The sequence below is a fragment of the Sporosarcina sp. So3-204 genome (genome assembly GCF_058068165.1).
In genome coordinates this window covers 3,444,476-3,466,918 of sequence record NZ_CM176485.1, presented here as the reverse complement: position 1 = coordinate 3,466,918, position 22,443 = coordinate 3,444,476, and the positions used below count along the sequence as shown (strand labels likewise).

Sequence of the window (22,443 nt, the reverse complement as noted above, 5' to 3'; positions counted from 1 at the left end):
AGTGTGAAGAAGGTGTATAGGTTGAAATATTTCAGCGATTTATCAAAAAAACAGTTAGAAAAATTATTTTTCCGACAACCACAAATGGTGACGAAATATACAGATAAAAAGCGCCTAGCTTACAGTCTAGGCGCCATTTTATATATGCCGGCTACAAAACTAGACATTGCGAATTTAATTATTACAAACAAGTTTAAAGAGCTTGTTACGCTGGTCATTTGCTTAGAAGACGCTATTGGTGATAATGAAGTAGAGCAAGCAGAGAATAATCTCATTGAGCAGATGAAAAAAATTAGAAAGTCTGTTAAAGATGGACTTCTTTCAGAGGAAGCGAAGCCATTAATTTTCGTGCGAGTAAGAACGGCTAAACAGATGGTAAGTATATCAGAACGACTTGGTGAAGCACTTCAGAGTTTAGTCGGTTTTGTATTTCCTAAGTTTTCTACTGACAATGCAGAAGAACTCTTAACTGAACTTCGTTCGATAAATGAGCACACAGAAACGATTATATACGGGATGCCGATTTTAGAATCACCTCATGTTCTTTATAAAGAAAGTCGTTTAGATGAACTTCTTTCGTTAAAGAGAATCGTCGATCAGTATGGTGACTTAGTGTTAAATATTCGCATTGGCGCAACTGATTTATGCGGTCTTTATGGATTAAGAAGAGATAGTGAAACGACCATTTACGAAATCTCCATCGTCAATGAACTCATTACAGACATTGTTAATATTTTTGGACGCGCATCAGATGGCTATGTGATATCAGGACCAGTATGGGAACATTTTTCTTCGAATGAACGCTTTTTAAAACCGCAGCTACGAGAAACCCCATTTGAAGAACAATTTGGTTCAGAAGGGGTTCTGTTAAGGAAAGAATTAATTCGCAAAGATTTTGATGGCTTAATTCAAGAAACGTTGTTGGATAAAGTGAATGGGTTAGTCGGGAAAACGATTATTCACCCAACGCACTTGTTGCCCGTGCAAGCGCTACATGTAGTATCTAAGGAAGAATACGTTGATGCGCTTAGTATTGTACAGCAGGCAACGGGTGAAAAAGGTGTATTCAAAAGCGAATTTCAAAATAAAATGAATGAAATCAAACCTCATTTGAATTGGGCGCATAAAGTTTTACTCAAGTCGGACATATACGGGGTGTACAATGAGGACAGTACGTTCATCGACTTATTATCCAAACCAACATACACATGAAATTGGTGAGAATTTAACAGTCGATATTAAAATAGATGCCAATCCATACGAACTTCCGGTGGAAACGTTGTATGAAATGGCGGCACGAATTAATAAGAAACGCTCTTTTTTATTCGTCAGTAAAGTACTCGGGAAGCACATTCCACTTAATCCGAAAGTTCCGCTCATCGCTTCGGCACTTCTTGCTTCTATTTATTATGAAAGTAAGACGTTGAAGGAAGTCCCGAATAAAGAAGTACTTATTGATGCGTTAATCGACGGTTCGAATGAAAAGTTAAATGCGGCATATAAGGCAGTAAAGAAGCTGGATTATACAATGGATGAACGTATTTTGTTCATCGGTTTTGCGGAAACGGCGACGGCACTTGGCCATGGTGTGTATGAATGTTTTTTTAATGCAGATTATATCCACTCAACGAGAGAAATGCTTGTAGATCAAGACGTCACGCTGTACTTCGAGGAAGAGCATTCCCATGCGACAGACCAACGTTGTTATGCGCCAGAGCATTTCTTGAAAAATGATCGACCGATTTGCCTTGTAGATGATGAAATTACGACAGGGAAAACGGCGTTGAATATTATTGCTTCTATACAAAAAAAGTTTCCACGTAAAGAATATGCTGTGTTATCTCTGCTAGACTGGCGTAGTGAAGAAGACCGTGCGAATTTGGAGGCTTTTGAAAAGGCCCATGATGTGAAGATTAATATGTATTCTTTGCTGTCCGGGACTATTTGTGTAGAAGGTGTTCCGAATATTAGTGAAAGTTATCAAGTTGAAGAAGAAATGGTTGATACACCCCAGTACCAACGCATAAATGTAGGATCATTTTCTGTTCCATCTCCACATTACGCATATTGCTCTGTCGATTCACTTGGTATTGAAAATGGAGCGCCTTATTTAGCGTTAACAGGAAGATTCGGCATTCATTCTGAAGGAAACGCAAATGCTGAAGCATATTTTGAAAAAATTGGGAACTATTTACAGACGTTGCGTCAAGGTGAAAAAACGTTGTGCCTTGGCACTGGTGAGTTCATGCATATTCCGATGAAAACAGCAGTCTATATGGGGGAAGGTGTTCTCTATCATTCGACGACAAGAAGCCCTATATTTCCAATGAATCAAGAACGTTATCCTATAAAAAGTCGCTTTCCATATGCGAGTCCAGATGATCCTTCTGTTATGAATTATGCGTACAATGTGTTGGATCAACAATATGATGAAGTATTTTTATTTTTTGAACGTACGATTGAAGCGGAAAGACTGAAGCCGATGTTGCGTCAGTTTAAACATGTTCCAATTATTCATATTGTCGATTTTATTTGAAGAGGGGGTTCTTGCGTGTTACAACCTAGAGTGCAAACGGTTAAAGGCAGTTATTCATCAGATGATGTTGTATTTCTGTTAAAGGATTTAACGAACGCACATCTTGAAAAAGGCGTAGATGAGCGAGAGGAGGCTATTCAAAGCGGCGTCCATTACTCGGAAATGTTGCCAATTGAGTATGAGCCTTCTGAACAGTATTTATCATTATTTTATGCATCACTCGAACAGTACAAACAGAAAGTGGCGATTGCGGTTGGTACAGTTTCTGAGCTTTTAATAGAGAAAAGAGGCAAGGAAATTGTACTTGTTTCACTTGCGAGAGCGGGAACACCAATTGGTATTTTGATGAAGCGTTATTTGGAAGAAGTACATGGATTCGATGTGCCTCATTATAGTGTATCCATTATTCGTGGGCGTGGGATTGATGAAAATGCGATGCTTTACATTATTAACGAACACCCCGATGAGCACATTGTCTTTGTGGACGGCTGGACAGGTAAGGGTGCGATTCAGAAAGAGTTGACGCGTTCTGTTCAATCATTAAATGAAAAGCATGGTGTTGTGTTGGATGATGAGCTTGTTGTGTTAGCAGATCCAGGATATTGTTCGACGCTTTATGGGACGCGAGAAGACTTTCTTATTCCAAGTGCTTGCTTAAATTCCACGGTTTCTGGTCTTGTCAGTCGCACGGTTTTAAACAGTCTATGGATTGGTGAAACAGATTTTCACGGGGCGAAGGTGTATACAGAGCTTGCGGACAAAGATGTGTCAAATTATCATATTGACGTGATTACAGCTGAATTTAAGGCAGCAGCACCGTTTATTGCGAGAGAAAAAGCTTTGTTGAAAGTGACAGATATGACCCCAAGCTGGAAAGGCCTCCAGACGATTACTTCGATACAAAAGGAATTTGCTATAAAGGATGTCAATCTAATTAAACCAGGTGTAGGAGAGACGACACGAGTCCTCCTGCGGCGTGTCCCATGGAAGATTCTTGTGAAAGATTTAGATGATGCCCGGTTGCAGCATATTTTCCAATTGGCGAAAGAACGTCATGTGCCTGTAGAGGTTTATGAACAGATGTCTTATACTTGTTGTGGGCTCATAAAGCCGTTGGATCTAAAATGATGTTCGCTAGTGATTTGGACGGTACGCTTATTTATTCGAAAAGATTTTTAGATGAAAATCAAAAAGAATACCCTATTCAGAGTGTTGAAATATATAATAGAAGAGAAATTACATTTATGACCTTAAAGACGATTGACCTTTTGGTAAGGTTATCTAAAGAGATGCTATTTGTGCCGGTAACAACGAGAACGATAGACCAGTATAAACGGATATCCCTTTTTCAAGAGAAGATTCGTCCGACTTATGCAATTGTATGCAATGGTGGTGTCGTGTTGAAAAACGATGAAGTTGATGTCGATTGGCAACATCACATGCAGACGAAGATTGACAGAAGTGTTGTTACAGTAGACGATGTTGTGCAAATGATAGAAGTGACGTCTGATGTATCATGGCTGAAAGAAATTCGCAAAGTAGACCCGTTTTTTATTTGCTTAATCATTCATCCAAAGTCAACTCCATCTGCATTATTACGACAGTATTCAAAGTGGGCGGCTGAGCGTGATTGGACTTTATCGGTGCAAGGTAGAAAGGTTTATTTCGTTCCACTTTTTGTGAATAAGTGGGATGCAGTGAATTATGTTGCGCAAAGTGAAGGTATCAAGACGGTTTATGCTGCGGGAGATTCTTTACTTGATATCAGTTTAGTTGAGCAGGCGACTTTTGGTTTGATCCCTAGGCACGGTGAAGCTGCAGTGAATTTCGGTCATCTTGGTTTAACGAAACATGAAGGTATTTTAGCAGGGGAAGAAATTATAGAAACAATTATTGCGATGCAATTAGAACTAACTTTCAATGCTCGTTAATACTGCACGCTGGGACTCCTTCTCTTTGCGTGAAAATATGTAAAGGGGGAGTTGAGATGATCAGGAAACCAATATTGAAAACGGTTGATTATACGAACTGGGCAACTGAATTAGTGAAGCCAACTGCCGCTCGTCTCGAGTACAAGTTGGATGAAGATAGTGTGCAGTACAGCCGGATTGCCGCACGTATACTAGGAACGGGATTTGATGAAACGGATTATCAAATTGAGCTATACACCGTCAGTCAAAACCCTGGTGTGCATATTTTATCTGAAATACTCGATAAAACAATCGCGCCTGAACGGTTCAGGGCAATCCAAGAAATCTATGATCTCATTCAAAAGCAACCGAAGTTGTCGATTAATCGTTTTGTCGCATTTTTAGAAGGGCATCAATTATTGCCTAAATACGAAAAGGACCCTATTTTTAATCGGCTCGTTCGTGCTGCGCTTATTGATGTCTTTGAATTATTTCAGAAAAATCATGTGGGTGCATTTACCCATCCTGAATTCAGACGTGTTTTTCTTGATATCATTAAATGGACGTGGAATCATCTTGACCCTTGGGTAAAAGCGGCGCCAATAACTGAAGACGTACCGCACGTCATATGGTACGGTGATATGAATAAAAGTCAGGTATACTTTTGCTATTATTTATTGTTATTAGGAATAGATATCGTCATTGTTCATCCTGAAGGAAAAGATGATTTTAAAGAAGTTGATCCCGACGATAAGTGGTCAATCGTGGCCAACTATCCGACAACGATGGCGCTCAGGCCTTTCCCGAAAGAGGAGCCTCAACGTCAAGGAACTGTTGCGTATCGTGCGTCCAAAGAAATTGACCACGTGCTGCACCATGAAGGCTCGGCGTTTTATAAGCCTTGGCAATTTAGAGAGCATCTACCTGTTTCCGTTACTTTGAAAACAACGTATGATGAAATCTTTTTGCTGGCAAAAGAAAAAGCATTTATACGTCCCAACTTTTCATCCAATGCGGAAGAAGTGAAAATCCCTTCTCTGTTTTCGAAAGTTTCTGGTGTTTCGGCTAATCCAAAAGATTACTGGGATAAGATGAATGCACTTATCAATCTACCTAATAGTGTGTTGGTGCAAAGTTTTCCTTATATACAAGATCGAAAAGCGAACAACCAATATCATTATCAACATGCGCTCGGGAGAGATGGACGGCTTGATCCTGAAAAAATGCTACAGGGAAATTGGTGGCAGTATCGTCAGCTTCGCGATGGTGTACAGAGAGGGATTGCAGCAGCAATTTCAAGAATGTGTGCAACACCTAAATTGAAAGCACAGCACGGAGAAAGTGAAGAGCAAGTACAACTGTATTTGTTTACACAGGCAACGACGATTCCAGAAGAGTTATTAAATGTGCTACAAACATTTGATTATTCACAGGACATTCCTAAAATCATTTTGTTTAACAATGAAATAAATGGTGTACTATCGCGTGCCGATACGGCGTTACTATTATTGTTGAATGAAATCGGAGTAGACATCGTGTTGTATAATCCGCCGGGGCATAATGATTTGGAGCTTTTTATCGACAAAGAATATTTTGACCATCATTTACTTGAAGATATGGTATTTGATTTAACATTTCAGGCACGTAAAAAAGAAAGTTCTATTGTAAGTGGTTTTATAAATCGTTTTTTTAGTGGAAAGGGTTGATAATAATGGAAGATACGAAAAACTATGAAGTAGAAGTATTGACGGAAAATAAGGCAGAGGTAATGCGCAATCAGTTACGTGAGGATCCAGAAGTTCATAACTTAGTACGTTCAATTGACACAAGAAATCAGATGGCACTGTTAGAATTCGGTAAAGACCCTGCAGTTGAAATTTCTACTTTCTCTGACCGTATTTTAGCGTCAATGCGTTCATCAAGTGTCACCGATTCAGGTAATATGTTGAGGCAGCTTGGAAAAACAATGGATAAGTTTGATAAGAATGATTTTGATGAACCAAAAGGATTTTTGGGTAAGCTCTTTAACCGAGGGGATAAGTTAATCGAGAAGGTGTTTGGTAAATATCAAACGATTGGTAAAGAGATAGAAGGTATACATATTGAAATTTCAAAGTATAAAGATGAAATGATGCGCTCGACAACGAATATGGATGAGATGTATGATCAGAACTTTAATTATTATATGGCGCTAGAGAAATATGTCGTTGCGGGACAAATTAAAAGTGAAGAACTAAGTGCACTTATACCCAATCTTCAACAACGTGCAGCCAGTGGTGATCAACTTGCACAGATGGAATTAGATACAATGAGTAATGCGATTCAAGCACTTGATGAGCGTGTATATGACTTAGAAATGGCGAGAATGGTTGCACTTCAGACAGCACCGCAATTACGTCTTTTACAACGTGGTAATACTAAGCTAATCGGGAAGATTAACTCAGCTTTCATCACGACAATTCCGATTTTTAAAAATGGGATTATTCAAGCAGTGGCCGCAAAACGCCAAAAACTTGTAGCGGAATCTATGAGTGAACTGGACAAACGTACGAATGAAATGTTGTTACGTAATTCCCAAAACATCGCGACTCAAAGTGCTGATATTGCACGTTTAGCTGGTGGTCCGAGTATTAAAATCGAGACAATTGAAGAGAGTTGGAGCACAATTGTTAAGGGACTAGACGAGACGAGAGCAATTGAGGAAGAGAACAAACGCGCAAGAGAAGACGGGATGAAGCGCATTGCTCAACTTCAGGACACGATGAAAAACCATGGTAAGTAGCGTTCTGTATGAGATAGATAAAGATAGATGACTTTACTCATCTATCTTTAATGAAATGAAAAGAAAAAGTGAAGCTTAAATGTGGCTTTGCTTACAAAGAGAGACATTCTCTTGGAGATCACGATATAATAAAAACACCAAGGCTCTGTACGTACACAGAACTTGGTGTTTCTTATTTCAAGACTTCGCCTTCACGTCTAAAGAATCCGAAGATCCCGACGGTTTGGACAATATTTGTAAAGGCTTGTGGATCAACCTCATTAATAATAGTTTCTAAATCATATAGTTCATAGCGTGTGATAACAAGATACAAGATACTTTTATCTTCTTTCGAATAAGCCCCTTTTGCAGGGATAATTGTAATCCCGCGCACCATTTTGTTGTGAATGGCTTGCTGTAATTCATCTGCTTTATGTGTAACAATCATTGCGGTAACTTTTTCGTGACGCGTGTGTAGTGTATCAATTACAACAATCGTTACATATAAAGTCAACATTGTATAAAGGGCGTTTTCAGGTTCATATAATACGCCTGCCATGACAATAATAATACCATTAAGTATTAAAAAGTAAGAACCGATTGGTTTATCTTGTAAGCGCGATAACACCATAGCGACGATATCCATGCCGCCTGTTGAAGCCCCTAACTTTAGCGATAAACCAACTCCAACCCCTGCAATAACACCGCCAAAAACAGCGTTTAGAATAATATCATTAGATACGGTAATGACGGGTAATAGTTCAAGGAAAAGAGTTGCGAACACAACAGATACGATACTGTAAATGGTAAATCCTCTTCCTACTTTGAACCAGCCTAATATAAAGACAGGAATATTAAGTACTAACAATAGAATCCCAGTACTAATATTAATTCCAACGAAATCGCTTAACAGGCTAGATATAATTTGTGCGGCACCTGCAAAGCCGCTTGCATATACGTTTGCATTAATTAAAAAGAAGTTTAAAGAAATGGCGACTAATAGAGAGCCGAAAATAACAACTGCAATACGTTTTGCTTCTATAAAAAACATGTGGACCTCCTTGATATATATGCTATAACTTACTTAATCAATTAATGACTAGTGAATAGTCGTAGTGAACAATTGTATAGGATTTATTGGGAAAATGGTACTGTTAATTGCTATTTTATATCATTTTCAATAATAAGAAAAATTGATGATATTAAATATTGCTAAGTTTTACTAACTGCTTTAAGTTAATATGCACAAAAACAGACATATTATTTCTGTTTCTTCTACCGAAATTACTCTATAATAGAAGAAGTGATAGAACTGATCGATGGAAAGGGACGAGGCAGATGGAACTCATTTATAAAGGAAAAACGAAAGATGTCTATAACGCTGGTGGTAACAATGTTCTCTTGAAATTTAAAGACGATATGACCGGAGAAGATGGTGTTTTTGATCCGGGAGCAAATACAGTAGGCTTAACAGTTGAAGGTGTTGGGCAATCAGGCCTTCGCATGACGACGTTTTTCTTTAAGAAAATGAAAGACAAAGGCATCCCGACACATTATGTTGAGTCGAATATAGAAGAAGTGACGATGACCGTTCGCAAAGCTGCTATGTTTGGAACTGGTCTTGAAGTTATTTGTAGATTCCGTGCCGTTGGAAGTTTTCTAAAAAGATACGGCGCATATTGTGAAGAAGGACAAGCGCTAGATGCCTTCGTAGAAGTAACATTAAAAGATGATAACCGAAATGATCCACCGATAAATGCGGATGGACTTGCACAACTTGGTATTTTGACAAAAGAAGAGTATGCGACACTTGAGGTTTTGACGAAAGAAGTTTCCGCTGTTGTTAAGGAAGAGTTAGCTGCCAAAGGACTTGAATTATATGATATCAAACTTGAATTTGGCCGCGACAGTGAAACGAATGAAATTATGCTTATAGATGAAATTTCTGGTGGTAATATGCGTGTGTATAAAAATGGCGCGTATATCAATCCAATGGATCTTGAAAAGTTAGTGCTCGCTTAATAGAGAAAATCGCAATGATTCCATACAAAATGGATTCATTGCGATTTTTATTTTATAGTTAACTTTTATGTTATTAAACATTTATTTGGTAATAATGTTTAATAAATATAATTTAAGCCATCCTTTATAAGAAAGTATGTAAAGGAGGAATTTTTTTGAAGCGTCTATTAAGTTTCATTCTGATAACGAGTTTAGTCATATTATTAGCTGGATGCGGACAGAAGAAAAATTTGCAACCTGTAAGTAGTGAAAAGGTCGAAGCTGTCTCTGCGCCTATCCTGAACACTGATGGTGAAAAAATTGGTGAAGTAAGTATCGTTGAAAATACAGAAGGTGTTACAATTGATGTAATTGCAGAAAACCTTCCACCGGGTAAAAAAGGCATTCATATTCATGAATTTGGCAAGTGTGAGCCGTCAGATTTTAAAACGGCCGGAGGACATTTGAATCCTTTTAAGAAAGAGCATGGGTTTGATAATCCGAAAGGCTATCATCTAGGAGATTTGCCAAATATTGATGTGGATCATGATGGTATCGTAAATGTAAGTTTGAACTTAAATAAAATTACATTAGATCCAAGTGCGAAAAATACTATTCTTGATAAAGATGGAAGTGCAATCATCATTCATAGCCAAGAAGATGATTACAAAACTGATCCAGCAGGAAATGCGGGCGAACGTATCGCATGTGCGGCTATACTAAACTAGATAGGGATTCCACTAACAGATGTTGTTAGTGGGATCCCTATCTTTTTAGCTTTCTTAACGAAATACAAACAGTTTTACCAAGTTATTTAAGTAAAAAATTTTCGGTATAATAAGGCTGTGATTTTTCATTAAATGAAACGCCGATACCAAGATGACTATACGTTTCAAGTAAAATATTTTCCCTATGTCCAGCCGAATTCATTAATCCTTCATGTGCAAAAATACTACTAGATTGTCCATATGCAAGATTTTCACCAGCACCTCTGAACGATACTGAATCATCTTTCATGCGATCGAAAGGGGATTTACCTTGTTTATTTTCATGGCTAAAATAATCGTTGACTGCCATATCTTGGCTATGTTTTCTAGCAGTTCCTGAAACATGGGCGTCCCACTCGAGTGCACCAAAACCATTCCGGACACGTGAAGCATTTGTTAAGTCAAATAATTGTTCTTCGAAACCGTTCCGAAGCATGGCGTCGCCAGCTGTGTAAATGCCGGATTTATTTTTTTCAAGCGACTTTGAAATGAGTTGAAGTGCAGTTACCGTGTCATCTTTATGAAGGTCATAAAAGACGTATACATACATATCTCCGACTTCAAACAAGTCAAACTCTTCACTATCTTGGAGAATATAGATATTCAATCCTTTACGCATTTCTTTTAGCGGTTCGCCGAATACTTCACGTACCATTGTTTTTGGAGAACCATATTTAATGCCTGATGCTGATGAAATAAGGTCGTCATTTGTATAAAGTGCATTCACTACACGGTTTTCATCATATGATAGCATCATGAAATTACGGAATTCTTTATGAAATGTTTGCCACTTCGTTCCGTATTCATTTACAGATTGTCGGTTTGGGGTGCCAAGTGTATCTATAACCTCTTGTTCGGTAGTTCCAAGCTCTATATTATGAACTGAAAGCTGGCTGTTTTCAGGTTTTTCTAACGCTGGCTTTTTAACTTTATTGACAACTTTGGCTTCATCTTCGTCAGTAATTGAACTGATGAACAAAACGGCCTTATCGACAGTATCACTAATGAAGTGAACTGAGTTTGTTAAAGAATCTTTATTTAATAAAGTGACTATTTTTTCATCAACAGGTTCTAAGAAAGAGATGTCTACGTATCTGGAGACGGGTTCTTCCCAAAGTGGCTTAACAAAATATATAAGGGTGATAAATAGAATAAACCAGAATAATCGTTTCACGGCATAGCCTCCTTAACTCTATTGTAACCTGTCCATGTAGGATGAATACAGTGGGAACATACTTAATTCCGACCATTACCAGAAATGGAATAAAAGCTGTATACTAGAGGAACCACAGTTGAACGGAGTAGAGTAATGAGTTTATCGAAAAAAATGATGAATACACAAGTAATGAAAAAGAATGAATATATATTTCGATGCCCAATTTGTTTGACTCAAATGGAGTTAGTAGATAATTTAAGACTTGTTTGTAAGGAGAATCATTCATTTGATTTATCAAAACAAGGTTATGTGAATCTTGCGCCTCAAGCACATGCAACGAAATATGACAAATCTTTATTTTTAGCTAGAAAATCAATTACAGAGAGCGGCTTTTTTAATCCAATGCTTGATTGTGTTACGAAGGAAATCACAAAACATTTAGGGAGTCAGCAGGCGTCTGCAATTCTCGATGCAGGGTGTGGGGAAGGATCTCATTTAAATAATATATTATCATCGCTTCAGGGATATGTCGCTGGCGTAGGAATCGACCTTGCAAAAGAAGGTATTGTGGCTGCGGCAAAAGAGAACCCAGGGAGCGTTTGGGCGGTAGCTGATCTGGCAAATTGTCCTTTTCGAGATGAACAATTTGATGGCATTATAAATATTTTATCGCCTGCGAATTACGCGGAGTTTACGCGCCTTTTGAAGCCGAACGGGCTGTTTGTGAAAGTAGTACCTGGAAGTGGATATTTAAAAGAGCTCAGGGCTGTGTTTTATGATGAAGAGAAAAAGCAATCAGAAACAGATCCAGTTGAGCGTTTTTCTGAGCACTTTGAGCTGGTTACTACCGAGAAAGTGGTCTATGAATTTCCATTAAATCCTGATTTATTACAATCGTTAATTCAAATGACGCCACTAACTTGGGGTGCGAGTTCAGAAAAAGTCGCTGAAGCAATTCGCGCCGATATTCCTATGATAACAATAGATTTTAATGTCATTGCTGGCTTTAAAAAAGACGCGCTTTGAAAGGGGAAATCGCATGTTTGGGGGGATTAGTGGTGTGCCAAGTTGGTTCTATATATTAGCGGTGGGAGTTGTAGTTTTACTAATAATTATTACAGAAATTAGAACGCGATAAGGGGGTACATAGCTTGACTCGAAAAGGGATTGGAAAGCGACAACGTCCAAAATTATCTATGGGACTTGAAGAAATGCTAGCAGATGACGTTTGGCGGCATGAAGGCTATGTTGAAAGGGTTAGTATTAATGGCGGCGTAATTTACGGTTCCGAGGATGAGAGATTATCCTTCGATAGTGTGCAGTTTAAAAAAGTATCTTTTTCAGGGAGCGCGTTAAGAGGTACTGAATTTGTCGATGTTGTGTTTGAAGCGTGCGATTTTTCAAATGTGAATTTCCAAAATGCGGTATTTCACAGATGTGAATTTGTAAATTCGAAATTAACGGGTGCCGACTTTGCGAATGCAGGCATTGTGCATACATTGTTTAATGAATGCGACGGGAAATATAGTAATTTTAACTTTTCTAGAATGAAAGAAGTCGAATTTTCGGCTTGTAATTTATCGGATGCAGAGTTTTATGAGTGCTCATTTAAAGAGGTACGGTTTTTGACAAGTAAAATGGATAATATTAATTTTACGGAAACCGATTTGAATGGTATTGATTTATCGACTAATATTTACGAGCGAATTGAGGTATCAATGCAGAAAATTGCAGGATGTATTGTGTCAAAAGAGCAGGCAATTAGTTTTGCCCGTGTTCTAGGATTATCAGTAAAAGAAGATTAATGGTATACTAATTACAAAATCGAATGGAAAAGAGAGACTAACTTATGCTAACTTTTGAACAAAAACAAGAAATTATTGAGTCATTCCCAGAATTAACGAAGAAAAATGTATCGATGAAACGTGTGAACTATCATTATGAGGATAGTTTGTTTGATAAAACAGTCGTCGTTCAACATCTTCATCCTAACGGCAACGGCTTTGTTTATGTTGCGGATATTCCAGGGTACGAAACAGATGATCGCGGACTCGTTAACATTCGTGAGGCAACAGAAGAAGAACTTAGAAAAACAATTACGGATGCTATCGAATCTTTATCTGAGGAAGAAGATGTGGAGCAACCAATTGAACAATTGTGGAAAAACGGCGATGGTGTCGAATTGAAACTTATTGGTGAAGAAGGATTTTGGAATTTATACCACGGACTTAACTTAGAAGAAAGTTTTGGCGAAGTCGGAGAAGCCTATGCTTATTTAAGAGAAGAGCGTTTTACATTAGTTGAGGAGTGATGAATTGTGAAAGGGAAAACTTTGGTGATCGGTATCGTCATTTTCGTCATTCTTGTTGTTGGCGCAGTTTATTTTTCAATGATGGCGACAATTAATAAACAAAAAGAGGAAATGGGGATTAACCAAAGCCACTCGAGCAATCATGATGGTATAAGCTATCCTATAAGTTTAGAGATTTAAATCTACATATTGGATTGCTAGTTAAATAAAAGCGCGCGTAGATGATATCATCTACGCGCGCTTTTACTATTTTCGATTTTGTTTATCCTCCGGGCGATAAAGTCCTTTTCCGAAAGGTAACCACCAATTCCATTTCCCAAACAATTTCATCAGGCTTGGTACGAGAAGAAGTCTAATGATTGTTGCATCGATGGCGACTGCTAGAGCTATGCCGACACCTATTTGTTTCACTGGCATGACGTCTGTGAATGCAAATGCGCCCGTTAGGACAATCATAATCAGTGCTGCGGATGTAATGACTTTACTTGTCGTTGCAAGACCTTCAACTGTTGCCTTATCATTATCAAATGATTGCGCATATTCTTCTTGCATCCTTGATATTAGGAAGACCTCATAGTCCATACTTAATCCAAAGACAAGACTGAAGACGATAACAGGAATAATGAGTGCAATTGTACCCGCTGGAATCCCGAAATGTCCGTACTGGAAAACGTAAACAAGAAGACCAAAAGCTGCAGAAAGTCCAATAATATTCATCAAAATAGCTTTGACGGGAATGACGAGTGATCTGAAAGCGATCATTAGAATAAAGAATGTAGAAATGATAATGATGCCGAGAACTAACCCAATTTTATCGAAGATTTCATCAAAGATTTCTTGATTAAATTTCGGTGATCCACCAATTGTTAAGTTCCACTCAGTCTTATCCTTGGACCAATCACGAACCCAATCTTGTGCCTCATCAGATGAACCTTCTGCAGCAAGACTTACGGGAATCATGAGTTTTTTATCGCTAATGAATGTCTCTAATAATGGCGTGAGTCCAGCTGCCATTTCTGGTGACATCATTGCTTGATTCCATTGTTCGACAGAGTTAATATTACTCGCGGTGAAAATGGTTGTGACCTCGTCTACTAGTTTATCGCTAGTGAGATCATCTCCCAACTTCTTAATGGCGTTTAGGCCGTCTTCATTTTCCCAACCTTTATCGCGCTCCGCAATCAAGTACACTTGTGATTTATCTGTTAGGTTGAACTCATTTTCTACTAGTTCGAAAGCTTGACGAGAATCATATGACGCCGGTAAGGAGTCTAGTTGCGGAATCGATAAGTTCATATTCTTTACTGGAATAATCGCAATCGAAAGAAGAACAAGCGCAACAGCGGCGATGGTAACAGGTCGTTTAATAACTGCTTTAGCAAATTTACGCCAGCCGCTTTCACCGGTTGTTCTTTCCTTTAGAACTTGCCATTTATTGATCCGGTCGCCAAGCGCCAGAAGTATCGAAGGAAGAAGTGTAATTGAGCAAAAAACAGCCATCGTAACAACAATCATTCCACCGACAGCGATGTTTTGAAATAAATCAACTTCAATAACGAGCATTGCACCGAGTCCAATGAAAACACAAAATGCTGAGAAGATGACTGAGCGTCCAGCTGTAACAATTGTTTTCGTGACTGCATCTTGTATACTGCCTAATTTCCGTTCTTCACGATATCGACTAATGAACAGAAGCGCAAAATCGATACTGAGTGCGAGCCCGAGCATGGGAATAATATTTAATATAAAGATGGATAAGTCTGTATATCCACCGAGTATCGTCAAAATACCGAAAGACGAGATGACCGTGACGATGCCTATCATTAGTGGAACTATAGAAGCAACAACTGTTCCAAATGCGAACAATAGAACAATAACCGCAATTGGAAGCCCGATTGCCTCTGCCTTGATCAAATCACGTTGACTAGCAGCGTTAATGTCTTTAGCGATTGCAGAGGCACCTGTTAGGATAACGCCTTTTTCATCTCCGACGGCATCGCGAATATCACCAACGACATCAGGCATATGGGCGGCGTTATCATTATTGAAATGAAGAAGCGCATATGAAACTTTGTCTTTATAGAGCGCCTCATCATCAAGAGGTGATTGGATTGCGGACGTAAGTTTAAGTTTTTCTACTTTTTTGAGTGTAGCTTCGATTTTGTCGTCAGAGACTTTATCGAAAACGAGGAACATCGATTCAGCTGGCATGTCGAACGTCTCGGAAATTGTTTCCATAACAGCCGCATGATCACCGTCCATTTTAAATCCGTCACCTTCAAGCATGCCGGGGAGTCGAATAGCCAAAACAGCTAATGTAATAAAAATGGCAATCCACCCGATAATAATATATTTATAACTAGTCGTAACGAACCGTGCAAGTAAGCGCAATAAAGTCAGTCCTTCCGGGAAGTGTGTATAAAAACTATCTACCTTGCTTCTATAGTAACGGAATTTGTTGGAAAAGTCTTATATCTATGATTAGTGTGGGTGTTAAATAGTTCGAGGGAAATGTTGCTAGGTTCCGAGTGGATGTTGCATAGTTTAGATAAAACGTTGTGAGGCTGAGCGTGTACGTTGCGTAGTATCCGAGAAACGTTGCAATGAATCGCCGATGTTGCATAGTTTTTGTAAAACGTTGTGAGGTTGAGCGTGTACGTTGCGTAGTATCCGAGAAACGTTGCAATGAATCGCTGATGTTGCATAGTTTATGTAAAACGTTGTGAGGTTGAGCGTGTACGTTACTTAGTATCCACGCAATCGCATTCATTAAAAATGAACAAAGAAAAAAGCCATCCCCCAGAGGGAATAGCTTTTGAATGGTTAGTTCAAATTAGTCTTTAGTAACGTTTGAAGCTTGAAGACCGCGTTCGCCTTGCTCGATTTCAAAAGTTACGTCTTGGCCTTCTTCAAGTGATTTAAATCCTTCACCTTGAATAGCTGAGAAATGAACGAATACGTCATCGCCATCTTCACGCTCGATAAAACCAAAACCTTTTTCTGCGTTAAACCATTTTACTTTACCTTGTTCCATGTTTGTTTCCTCCTCGTGTACATTTTGTACACATTGTGTTACTATCCTTGCTCAATTCTTGTAGCGGTCAAGATTTATCTAGACCATCATGTTGTCGAACAAAAATAATTCTTCTTTATCATAGCGTGGATTAAAGAATAAAGCAAGTGAATTGATTAAATTAAAAAAATAATGCTAGGATTCGATATACAATCGCTGCAAATATAGCGGAAACTGGAAGTGTAATAATCCATGTGATAACAATCTTTTGAGCAACGCCCCACTTAACACCTTTTACTCGTTGCGCGGTTCCGACACCCATAATTGCGGATGAAATAACATGCGTTGTACTAACAGGTAAGTGAAGAAGCGTTGCGCTAAAAATAATCATTGCTGAAGAAAGATCGGCAGCTGCACCGTGGACGGGCCGAATTTTCATAATTTTGCCACCGACTGTTTTTATTATTTTATAGCCACCAATGGAAGTCCCGATTCCCATTGCTGTTGCTGCTGCAATTCGAACCCATAACTGGATATCATCCGACGTTTGAAGATTTCCAGCAATTAATGCCAACGTAATAATCCCCATCGCTTTTTGGGCATCATTCGTTCCATGTGTAAAAGATTGAAGTGCTGCAGTTCCGATTTGCAAATAGCGGATTCTGGTGTTCGTTTTAAACAAGCTCGAGTTTTTTAATAAAACTTTAAAGAGTGACATCATCAGGAAACCACCAGCAAGTGCAATAAATGGTGAAATGAGAAGAGCTTGTAATATTTTAATAAACCCACCGTAATTCAATATGCCGAAACCTGCCGCAGAAATAGCAGCACCGGCAATTGAGCCGATTAGTGCATGTGATGAACTGGATGGTATAGCAAAATACCAGGTGATTAGATTCCAAGCAATTGCTGAAATAAGGGCTGCAAGAATAACGAGTGCACCATTATCAAGCATGAATGGATCGACAATGTCTTTAGAAATCGTCTTTGCAACACCTGTAAACGTTAATGCACCAATGAAATTCATTGATGCGGCCATAATAATGGCTACTCTAGGTTTTAACGCACGTGTCGAGACAGATGTTGCAATTGCATTAGCTGTGTCATGAAATCCATTTATGAAATCAAATCCAAGTGCGAAAACTACAACTAGGATTGTAAGGAGAAGTACTGTATCCACGTAGTTTCCTCCTTATGCGTTACGCATAATTATAGTTTCGATTGTATTCGCAACATCTTGACAATAATCAGCAACACCTTCAAGTTGTTCGTATAACTCTTTATATTTAATAATCCGGATTGGATCTTTTTCATTAATGAAAAGCTGCTTTATGGAGGTACGTTCAATTTCATCACAAATCCGTTCGTAATCCTTTATTTTTATTGCGTGTTCACGCATTTCTACAAGTTTCTTTTTAGAAAGAAGCTTCATTGCTTTAACGATTTCGTCGGTACTTTTCACGATATTATCTATAAACGAATGGATATACTCATCAATCTCTGTGAGAGAGAACATTTCTAAATAAGCAACAAAATGCTCAATACCATCTAGAATGTCATCCATCTTAATCGATAACTGTAGAATATCTTCGCGCTCAATTGGTGTCATGAAAGACTTGTTGAGTTTAGTGATGATATCGTGAATCAATTCATCGCCTTCCGTTTCATAAACTTTTAATCGAATGCTTACTTGTTTTAAGTCCGCGACAGTCTCAACTTTAAAGTCGGATGTATAGTGAGCTGCTTCCTGTACATTTTCAGCGATGGTTAAAAGTGCGGCAAAAAAAGGATCTGTTTTTCGTGAATTAAACATCGTTAAGCCTCCAACCCTTGAGGGTATAATTTTTAAAGTAGATTTATTATAACAAAATAATACGAATTTAGTGCGTAATAAGACATGATTTTTATAAAAAAGACAAAAAATAATTGTCTTTAAATAACAAATCAATTTCTAATAAATGAAACTATTTGGTGCTTCAGACGTATAGATTATTAATGCATAAAACAAGTAGACTTAGGGGGGGATTAAGTGGAACTTTTTGGTCAGCCGATTGAGCAAGTTTATTTATATGCACTAATTATTGCAGTTATCGTTACGATTTTTTACGTATTTTTTAGTGATATAGCTGAAGGGGTTGGGGAAGGAAACCCGTTTATTGATCCAGCTGTTATCCTACCATTTCTAACATTTACAGCTGCTGCAGGCTTTATTTTTGAAAAGGCTGTTAGCTGGAACAGTGGCATTATTATTATGGTGGCACTTGCCGTCGCATTTGTATTAACATTACTGCTTTATTATTTCATCTTGCTTCCATTATCATCTGCAGAAGTTTCGCTTGCATACACTGATGATTCGTTAATAGGCCAGGTAAGCAAAGTAATTGTGCCGATTCCCGCTGATGGGTATGGTGAAATTGTAATTGAAACAGTTAATGGTTTAATTTCGAAACGTGCAGCTGGTTATGAGAATGAAACGATTGATTATGGAAAAGAAGCATTAGTCATTGAAGTTAGGAATGGAACTTTCATTGTCAAAGAGTATGAGCCATTCCGTTTTAAATAAAGTTAGGGGGATTAGCTAATGGGAATTTGGATTGCAATTGGTGTTGTCGTTTTTGTTTTATTGGCAGTTATTCTTGTTTATATTTCTAAGTACAAAACCGTAGGACCAGACGAGGCGCTAATTGTTACAGGAAGTTATTTAGGAACTAAAAATGTTCATGCGGATGACTCCGGAAATCGTGTTAAAATCATTCGCGGTGGCGGTACATTCGTATTTCCGATTTTTCAACAAGCTGCACCACTGAGTTTACTATCGAGTAAGCTTGAAGTTACAACGCCAGAAGTATATACGGAGCAAGGTGTTCCAGTAATGGCAGACGGAACAGCGATTATTAAAATCGGTGGTTCTATCATTGAAATCGCAACAGCAGCTGAGCAGTTTTTAGGGAAATCTAAAGAGGACCGTGAAAATGAAGCGAAGGAAGTTTTGGAAGGTCATCTACGTTCTATTTTGGGATCGATGACTGTAGAAGAAATTTATAAAAATCGTGATATGTTCTCGCAAGAAGTACAGCGCGTTGCTTCACAGGATTTATCAAAAATGGGGCTTATCATCGTTTCATTTACAATTAAAGATGTGCGTGATAAAAACGGTTATCTTGATTCATTAGGAAAACCGCGTATTGCACAAGTGAAGCGCGACGCAGACATTGCGACAGTAGAAGCAGAGAAAGAAACGCGTATTAAAAATGCTGAAGCATCTAAAGAAGCACAAAAAGCGGAAATTGAGCGCGCTACTGAAATTGCTGAAGCTGAAAAAGAAAACCAATTGAAAGTTGCAGAATATCGTTTAGATCAGGATGTTGCGAAAGCGCGTGCTGACCAGGCGTATGAATTGCAAACTGCTCGCTCCAAGCAAGAAGTTATGGAGCAAGAAATGCAAATTAAAATTATTGAACGACAAAAGCAAATTGAACTAGAAGAAAAAGAGATACTACGTCGCGAGAAACAGTACGATTCAGAGGTTAAGAAAAAAGCCGATGCAGATCGTTATGCCATTGAACAAAATGCCGCTGCCGATAAGTCGAGACGCATGGCAGAAGCGGATGCTGAGAAATATGGAATCGAAGCACGTGCAACAGCGGATGCTGAAAAAGTAAGACTTGAAGGTCAAGCAAAGGCTGATTCACAGCGTGCCCAAGGTGAGTCTGAAGCAGACATTATTAGATTGAAAGGTCTTGCTGAAGCTGAAGCGAAGCGTAAAATTGCGGAGGCGTTTGAGCAATACGGTCAGGCGGCAATGCTTGATATGGTCATTACGATGATCCCTGAATATGCGAAACAAATCGCAAGTCCATTATCTAATATTGATAAGATTACAGTTGTCGATACGGGAAGTGGAGAAGGCGGCGGTGCGAATAAAGTAACTTCGTACGCGACTGACTTGATGTCGACTCTTCAGGAAACATTGAAAGCGACTTCCGGCATAGATATGAAAGAGATGCTTGAAAACTACTCAGGAAAAGGTAGTTTGCGTCCGAGTATTGATCAGCTGACACAGGAAATTAAAAGTAAAAAGGTTGCTGAAGAAAGCGGCGAACAGAAAGATTAATTGAAAGTTAGGGAGACCATGCAAGTTGATGGTCTCTTTTTTGGTGGTTAAAAAGTCCTGGTTTGCCGATATCGTTTCGATGAGCGTCGATATAATTCGTTTATGCGTCGATATAATTCAATTAAGCGCTGATATATCGTCCAAACTGTCTGATATAACGCCACGGAGCGCCGATATATCTAAAGTGTCGACTCATTCTTAAGGAAACAACCATATTTATGCGCAAAGTATCTTAAAGAAAATTTGATTTTTATTTTAAATTTTTTTCTCGAAAATTCTTTTTAATTCTCGAGAAAAACCTACCAAAGAAATGATTTTATCTTAATTAACGCGGTAAACTGTGTTTTTTTTCTTAATATTGTATAATAAGAGAGATGAAATATATACCTACATAAGAAACGAGAGGCGGATGACAAATGGAATTTCGTATTGAGCATGACACGTTCGGTGAAATTAAAGTACCTGCAGATAAGTTATGGGGTGCACAGACGCAAAGAAGTAAGCAAAACTTCAAAATTGGTGGAGAAAAAATGCCGATTGGTGTTATTCATGCATTTGCACATTTGAAAAAGTCAGCAGCAATTGCAAGCCATGTACACGGTAATATTTCAGAAGCAAAAATGAAAGCAATTTCTGCAGCAGCAGATGAAGTAATTGCAGGTAAATTAGATGACCATTTCCCACTTGTTGTATGGCAAACTGGAAGCGGAACACAATCGAATATGAATATGAACGAAGTCCTAGCACATCGCGGCAATGAATTACTTGAAGCATGGGGCGAAAAAGATCGTCTACACCCGAATGATGACATTAATAAATCACAAAGTTCAAACGACACATTCCCAACTGCACTTCACGTTGCAGGTGTGATTGCGGTTGAAGAAAAACTGATTCCAGCAATTGAAAAACTAAAAGCGACACTTGGCGATAAATCAAATGAATTCATGGATATTATTAAAATTGGTCGTACGCATTTACAAGATGCAACACCTCTAACGCTAGGACAAGAAATTAGCGGCTGGCACCGTATGCTAGAAAAAACTGAGAAAATGATTAAAGACAGTGTTGATTCAATGAAAGAACTTGCGATTGGTGGAACGGCTGTTGGAACAGGTCTAAACGCACCAGTAGGTTTCGGGGATCGTGTTGCTGCGGAAATTAGTAAAGCAGTCGGCATTGAATTCACATCTGCAGAAAATAAATTCCACTCGCTTACGAGTTATGACGAAGTTGTATATGTTCACGGTGCGATTAAAGCACTTGCAGCAGACGTTATGAAAATTGCGAATGACGTTCGCTGGTTGGCAAGTGGTCCACGTTCGGGCATTGGGGAAATTACAATTCCTGAAAATGAACCAGGTAGTTCAATTATGCCGGGGAAAGTAAACCCAACACAAAGTGAAGCAATCACAATGGTTGTTGCACAAATAATGGGGAATGACGCAACAATTGGTTTTTCTGCAAGCCAAGGAAACTTTGAGTTGAACGTCTATAAACCAGTAATTATCTATAACTTCTTACAATCCGTTAATCTTCTTGCGGATGCGTTAATTAGCTTTAATGATAACTGTGCAGTAGGAATTGAGCCGAATCGTGAAGTGATTGACAATCATGTGAAAAATTCACTTATGCTTGTTACTGCACTTAATCCACATATCGGTTATGAAAATGCAGCTAAAATTGCGAAGGCGGCTCATGCGGCTGGGTCTACTTTAAAAGAAGCAGCGCTTAAAACTGGTTTGTTAACTGAAGAACAATTTGACGAATATGTCGATCCTTCGAAAATGATTGGAAATACGAAGTAAAAGTCACAGGTTTGTGAAACATAATAATAGCCCATTCTGTTAAAATAAGTAATAGCAGATATGGGAAGG

Annotated in this window: 21 protein-coding genes; 15 read left to right on the top strand and 6 right to left on the bottom strand. The window is 38.5% G+C overall.

Annotated elements, in window-relative coordinates:
- The first annotated feature begins 21 nt into the window (after window positions 1–21).
- The 6 genes from AC3RV6_RS17070 to AC3RV6_RS17045 are packed head-to-tail and all read left to right on the top strand — an operon-like array spanning window position 22 to window position 7,228.
- Window positions 22–1,212, top strand: a complete 1,191-nt coding sequence (locus AC3RV6_RS17070) for an HpcH/HpaI aldolase/citrate lyase family protein (protein WP_489747155.1) — start codon at window positions 22–24, stop codon at window positions 1,210–1,212.
- Window positions 1,163–2,536 (top strand): phosphoribosyltransferase family protein, encoded by a 1,374-nt coding sequence (locus tag AC3RV6_RS17065; RefSeq protein ID WP_489747154.1) that lies wholly within the window; start codon window positions 1,163–1,165, stop codon window positions 2,534–2,536. The genes AC3RV6_RS17070 and AC3RV6_RS17065 overlap by 50 nt, the downstream gene beginning before the upstream one ends.
- Window positions 2,537–2,551: 15 nt before the next feature.
- Entirely contained in the window at window positions 2,552–3,664 is a 1,113-nt protein-coding gene (locus tag AC3RV6_RS17060) for a cysteine protease StiP family protein (RefSeq protein WP_489747153.1), read from the top strand.
- Window positions 3,661–4,467 (top strand): HAD family hydrolase, encoded by an 807-nt coding sequence (locus AC3RV6_RS17055; protein WP_489747152.1) that lies wholly within the window; start codon window positions 3,661–3,663, stop codon window positions 4,465–4,467. The genes AC3RV6_RS17060 and AC3RV6_RS17055 overlap by 4 nt, the downstream gene beginning before the upstream one ends.
- A 56-nt stretch (window positions 4,468–4,523) precedes the next feature.
- Window positions 4,524–6,152: a YceG family protein gene (locus tag AC3RV6_RS17050; RefSeq protein ID WP_489747151.1), complete on the top strand. Its 1,629-nt coding sequence runs from the start codon at window positions 4,524–4,526 to the stop codon at window positions 6,150–6,152.
- A gap of 5 nt (window positions 6,153–6,157) precedes the next feature.
- The gene (locus AC3RV6_RS17045) at window positions 6,158–7,228 is read left to right on the top strand and encodes a toxic anion resistance protein (RefSeq protein ID WP_489747150.1); all 1,071 of its coding nucleotides are present in this window, start codon (window positions 6,158–6,160) and stop codon (window positions 7,226–7,228) included.
- 172 nt (window positions 7,229–7,400) lie between these two features.
- Here the strand turns inward: AC3RV6_RS17045 and AC3RV6_RS17040 are convergent, their stop codons facing one another.
- Entirely contained in the window at window positions 7,401–8,258 is an 858-nt protein-coding gene (locus tag AC3RV6_RS17040; RefSeq protein WP_489747149.1) for a YitT family protein, read from the bottom strand.
- A 287-nt stretch (window positions 8,259–8,545) separates the two neighbouring features.
- Between AC3RV6_RS17040 and AC3RV6_RS17035 the strand changes: the two genes are divergently transcribed.
- Window positions 8,546–9,229 (top strand): phosphoribosylaminoimidazolesuccinocarboxamide synthase, encoded by a 684-nt coding sequence (locus AC3RV6_RS17035; RefSeq protein ID WP_489747148.1) that lies wholly within the window; start codon window positions 8,546–8,548, stop codon window positions 9,227–9,229.
- 155 nt (window positions 9,230–9,384) lie between these two features.
- Window positions 9,385–9,936, top strand: coding sequence for a superoxide dismutase family protein (locus AC3RV6_RS17030; RefSeq protein WP_489747147.1), 552 nt, complete (start codon window positions 9,385–9,387; stop codon window positions 9,934–9,936).
- A gap of 82 nt (window positions 9,937–10,018) precedes the next feature.
- On the opposite strand, the gene AC3RV6_RS17025 is transcribed toward AC3RV6_RS17030, so the two are convergent.
- A complete protein-coding gene (locus AC3RV6_RS17025) occupies window positions 10,019–11,149 on the bottom strand; it encodes a CAP domain-containing protein (RefSeq protein WP_489747146.1) in 1,131 nt (376 codons plus the stop codon).
- A 135-nt stretch (window positions 11,150–11,284) separates the two neighbouring features.
- On the opposite strand from AC3RV6_RS17025, the gene AC3RV6_RS17020 reads away from it, so the two are divergent.
- From AC3RV6_RS17020 to AC3RV6_RS17005, 4 genes are all read left to right on the top strand, one after another.
- Complete coding sequence (locus AC3RV6_RS17020) at window positions 11,285–12,157, top strand: putative RNA methyltransferase (protein ID WP_489747145.1); 873 nt, start codon at window positions 11,285–11,287, stop codon at window positions 12,155–12,157.
- Between the two features lie 125 nt (window positions 12,158–12,282).
- On the top strand, window positions 12,283–12,936 hold the full coding sequence (locus AC3RV6_RS17015; protein ID WP_489747144.1) for a pentapeptide repeat-containing protein: 654 nt from the start codon (window positions 12,283–12,285) through the stop codon (window positions 12,934–12,936).
- A gap of 44 nt (window positions 12,937–12,980) precedes the next feature.
- Complete coding sequence (locus AC3RV6_RS17010; RefSeq protein ID WP_489747143.1) at window positions 12,981–13,442, top strand: hypothetical protein; 462 nt, start codon at window positions 12,981–12,983, stop codon at window positions 13,440–13,442.
- Between the two features lie 6 nt (window positions 13,443–13,448).
- Window positions 13,449–13,622: a hypothetical protein gene (locus AC3RV6_RS17005; protein ID WP_489747142.1), complete on the top strand. Its 174-nt coding sequence runs from the start codon at window positions 13,449–13,451 to the stop codon at window positions 13,620–13,622.
- 66 nt (window positions 13,623–13,688) lie between these two features.
- Here AC3RV6_RS17005 and AC3RV6_RS17000 read toward each other — a convergent pair whose 3' ends face one another.
- From AC3RV6_RS17000 to AC3RV6_RS16985, 4 genes are all read right to left on the bottom strand, one after another.
- Window positions 13,689–15,833, bottom strand: coding sequence for an MMPL family transporter (locus AC3RV6_RS17000; RefSeq protein WP_489747141.1), 2,145 nt, complete (start codon window positions 15,831–15,833; stop codon window positions 13,689–13,691).
- 442 nt (window positions 15,834–16,275) lie between these two features.
- Entirely contained in the window at window positions 16,276–16,476 is a 201-nt protein-coding gene (locus AC3RV6_RS16995) for a cold-shock protein (RefSeq protein ID WP_489747140.1), read from the bottom strand.
- 160 nt (window positions 16,477–16,636) lie between these two features.
- The gene (locus tag AC3RV6_RS16990; protein WP_489747139.1) at window positions 16,637–17,635 is read right to left on the bottom strand and encodes an inorganic phosphate transporter; all 999 of its coding nucleotides are present in this window, start codon (window positions 17,633–17,635) and stop codon (window positions 16,637–16,639) included.
- A 12-nt stretch (window positions 17,636–17,647) separates the two neighbouring features.
- Entirely contained in the window at window positions 17,648–18,268 is a 621-nt protein-coding gene (locus AC3RV6_RS16985) for a DUF47 domain-containing protein (protein WP_489747138.1), read from the bottom strand.
- 216 nt (window positions 18,269–18,484) lie between these two features.
- Here AC3RV6_RS16985 and AC3RV6_RS16980 point away from each other — a divergent pair, with 216 nt between their 5' ends.
- From AC3RV6_RS16980 to fumC, 3 genes are all read left to right on the top strand, one after another.
- Window positions 18,485–19,018 (top strand): NfeD family membrane protein, encoded by a 534-nt coding sequence (locus AC3RV6_RS16980; protein WP_489747137.1) that lies wholly within the window; start codon window positions 18,485–18,487, stop codon window positions 19,016–19,018.
- An 18-nt stretch (window positions 19,019–19,036) separates the two neighbouring features.
- Window positions 19,037–20,569, top strand: coding sequence for a flotillin lipid rafts scaffold protein FloT (gene floT / locus AC3RV6_RS16975; protein WP_489747136.1), 1,533 nt, complete (start codon window positions 19,037–19,039; stop codon window positions 20,567–20,569).
- 416 nt (window positions 20,570–20,985) lie between these two features.
- On the top strand, window positions 20,986–22,374 hold the full coding sequence (fumC, locus tag AC3RV6_RS16970) for a class II fumarate hydratase (protein WP_489747135.1): 1,389 nt from the start codon (window positions 20,986–20,988) through the stop codon (window positions 22,372–22,374).
- Window positions 22,375–22,443 lie beyond the last annotated feature (69 nt).